The organism is Streptomyces sp. NPDC041796 (genome assembly GCF_055590785.1).
The window spans coordinates 22,029-25,453 of sequence record NZ_JBVJAH010000038.1 but is presented as its reverse complement, the minus strand read 5'-3'; the positions used below and the strand labels follow the sequence as shown (position 1 = coordinate 25,453).

Below are 3,425 nucleotides of genomic sequence, written 5' to 3'. Positions count from 1 at the left end.
ATCTCGAGTTCACGGATACGCCGGTCCTGCTCTTTGAGCCGCGCGCGTTCGCCGACGGTCAGTTCGGTGCCCGCTGGTTCCTGCTGTTGCTGGTGCTTCTTCACCCAGCCGCGGAGCGTTTCGGGATTCATTCCGAGCTCCCGGCCGACCTCACTAACCGTCTTGCTCGAGCTCAGCGCGAGCTGCACTGCTTCCTCACGAAACTCCTGCGAGTACTTCCTCGGTGGCGCCACTACTTCCTCGTTCCCTGTTCCAGGCGATCCTATTGGACACCTGTCCGAGAACTTCGAGGCACCTCAGATGTCCCGCACGGCTCCGGCCTGGGCCAAGACCCGACGGCCCGCCGAGCGGACCTTCACCTGGCCCCACCAGTCCAAACAACTCCGCACCCGCTATGAGATACACGCCGACCTCCACCTCGGACTGCTCCAACTCCCCTGCAGCATCATCTGCTTGCGACGCCTCCGCACCCCACTCCGAAACGATCAGTAAAGCGTGTTGCAGAGGGCTGTGACTGGGCAGGTCTGGCCGGTTCGGGGGTCGTTCTGATCACGCCGCGAGGGGGAGGTGGTGCATGGGGGGCGACGGCTTGGACGGCGTGGTGGAGACCGGTGCCACGCTGGCGGCAGTCGCGGAGGATCTTGTAGTGCTTCATGGGGGCGAAGGCGTGCTCGACACGGGCCCGCACCCGTCGGTGCTCGGCATTGTCCTCCTCCTCGCCGGGTAGCAGAGGCCGGCCGGGTCGTTTGCGGTGCGGGACGATGAGTCCGGTGTTGATACAGGCACCGTCGCCGAGCACGGTCACACCCGCGCAACTCTCGGCCAGGCCGGAGTCCAGCCACGCCTTCGCATCCGCGGTGGTGCCCGGAACGGGACGAGCCGCCGTCACCACGAGTTCGTGTCGGCGTCGATGATGACCTGCACGTTTGTCGAGAACCGGTAGTTGCGTGAGGACGCTCCCGCCGTCCGGTCGCGGACCGGGATCACAGCCCCGTCCACGATCCACAACCGCTCGACGACCACATCGGCAGGCCGGGACGCCGGTGCGATCGCCAGCAGTGGCCGCGGCCGCTGGATCACCCGGCACACCGTTGCCGGCGAGCATCCGAAGAGTGGCGCGAGCTGCCGCATGGTGAGGTTCGTGCGGTAGTACACGGCCACCAGCAGCACCCGGTCCGCGAGCGGCCACACACCACGGCCGACCGCCACCCGGACCGTTCCCACCCTGTTCGCGGACGACCTTCAGCAGTCGCTCGAACTGCCGCATCCGCAGCCCTGTGAACGTCTCCACCCACAGCGGCTCAGCCCTCAACACCCCGCCCATACACGGGAAATACCCGAACCTAAGCCTTCTGCCAACACGCTTTAGGCATGTGGTGTGCACCCGCCCCGTCCTGCCAGGCTCGGGCTCCTGGCAAACGGGACACCTACAAATAACTGCCATATAATATTTGCTCATATCGGTCAGTCATCGATTCCTGGAGTGGGCTCGATCACCGCACACCCTACGAACCGGAAAGCACGAGTCGCGTTGGGAGCGCTGAAGATCATCACACGGTCTGCATGACCGGGGCTGGACGTAGCGCCGTTCTTGGCCGATGGGGCATAGCAGTTGACGGCTGCTGACGGCGATGGTGCTGCAGCAACGAAAGAAAGAAGTTCGGCCTCTCATGCTGGTAGTAGAGACGCCGACCCCCTGCCTGAGCAGCGTTCGATTTGCGAGCAGCCACGAGGTCAAGTTGTCGAAGGGACACGACGCCTCCGCGGTGACGGGAGCCCCTGCGCTCGTCGAGCCATCGGGCAGGCGGTCTCCCCTTGTCTCGGCGCCCAACTTGCGCCCCTTTTGGCCGCGACCGCAACGACGTCAGCCGACGGCACCATCCTCCGCACATCGTCCAGCGTTAGACGTTCGACTCGAGTCACATGCACTGCCAAGTGAAGCACCCGCCACGAGAAAAATTACTTCCCTTTGAGTCACTGATGCGGGTTGCGGTCGTGATCCGGGAGCCGGGGGCCAGGAACGAAGCCATGGGAAACCTCACGGGTCTTGCGTGAGTGTGAATCCGGCTGTTGAGGAACCACGTGGTACTGCCGCTGTCTCTGGGCTGACGGGTGGCGGTACTTCGATTCCATAATCGCGCGCCCATCGTATTCTGGATTCTCTGGCTCGGCGCAGGCTTTCAGGAACGCGCAGATGCAGTAGGTGACGGCAGTCCACAGAAGCATTGCAAGTACGATTGTTTTCACAGTAGTCACCACTTCCTCTGCCATGACAGAGGGCGCGCGACCGCGGCGGAGAACTCTGGCTGGCAATAATTTATGATCAAAGGTGTTAAGTGATGCCCAAACAGCCGCTCGTGTGTGGAAGGACTCAGCGGACTTAGTGAGAGACCAGAGGACCTATCTAGCTAAGCCGTTATCCTCCAGAACACGTCCAAGTTTTCGGAGCGCCCGAAGCTGTTGTGACCTGACCGCGCCCGCGCAACGATCGATTCGTTGAGCAGTTTGCCGCACGTTCAGCCCCTCATAAAAGCGGTGCCTTACAACGCTGCGCTGCTGCTCGGACAGATGAGACATCGCATTGAGGACAGCGATGGCATCCTCCTTCTGCAAGAAAGCCTCCTCAGCGCTTTGCTCAGATCGGTGGCAAGATTCTGGTGTCTCCGACAACACCTCATACCGGACTCTGGCTGACCTGAAATGGTCACAGAGGAGATTGCGCGCAATGGTGATCAGCCAAGGAGCCGGATTCTGAACGATGTTGTCGCCGTGACGCAAAGCCCTGAGGAAGGTCTCAGAGGTAAGATCCTCAGCGAGGCACCAGTCCCCAGCTTTGTTGTGGATATACCTGAAGATCTCCGTGTGGAAGTTCGCGTAAACAGAAGAGATCCTATCGGAGCTCTGAACTGGGGCAGCAGAGTAATCGTGATCTACTGCCATGTATAGACTCCGGCTTGCCATGCAGCACTGATGGCGAAGGTAAGGCCTGTACCAGGTTGAAGCTTGAGCACGCTGTGATATCTCCTTTCGAGTCTCGGGCACCCGGCGGCGAGACGGCGCTTGTTCCGTGCATCCAGAGTGACCACTCCTAGTGGTTCGTGAATGGTATGTCGAGCTTCAACACATACAGCTTTGGAGACCTGATACATCAGCTGGGTATCAAATCCGTATGCTCTGACACAGGAAACTCCATCGGCTGTTTACACACGTTGAGAGGCACAACAGACTGCGCTCAACATGTCTGCTGCACAGAGTCGTGCGCGTCGGCGGGGGGGGGGGGGGGGGGGGGGGGGGGGGGGGGGGGGGGGGGGGGGGGGGGGGGGGGGGGGGGGGGGGGGGGGGGGGAGGGGGGGGGGGGGGGAGGGGGGGGGGGGGGGGGGGGGGGGGAGGGGGGGGGGGGGGTGGGTGGGGGAGTTGTTGCCGAG

At 62.5% G+C, this 3,425-nt stretch carries 2 protein-coding genes and 1 pseudogene; all 3 read right to left on the bottom strand.

Going from position 1 to position 3,425, the window contains the following annotated elements; genetic code table 11:
- Positions 1 to 188 (bottom strand): transposase (locus tag ACZ6C1_RS36760; RefSeq protein ID WP_469247400.1); only part of this gene is annotated, 188 nt, incomplete at its 3' end.
- A gap of 361 nt (positions 189 to 549) precedes the next feature.
- Positions 550 to 1,324, bottom strand: a pseudogene (locus ACZ6C1_RS36755) (transposase family protein).
- 1,076 nt (positions 1,325 to 2,400) lie between these two features.
- A complete protein-coding gene (locus ACZ6C1_RS36750) occupies positions 2,401 to 2,940 on the bottom strand; it encodes an RNA polymerase sigma factor (RefSeq protein WP_469247398.1) in 540 nt (179 codons plus the stop codon).
- Positions 2,941 to 3,425 lie beyond the last annotated feature (485 nt).

Coding starts and splice junctions, on each gene's coding strand:
- ACZ6C1_RS36750 (WP_469247398.1), bottom strand. CDS start 2,940: ATGGCAGTAGATCACGATTACTCTGCTGCCCCAGTTCAGAGCTCCGAT.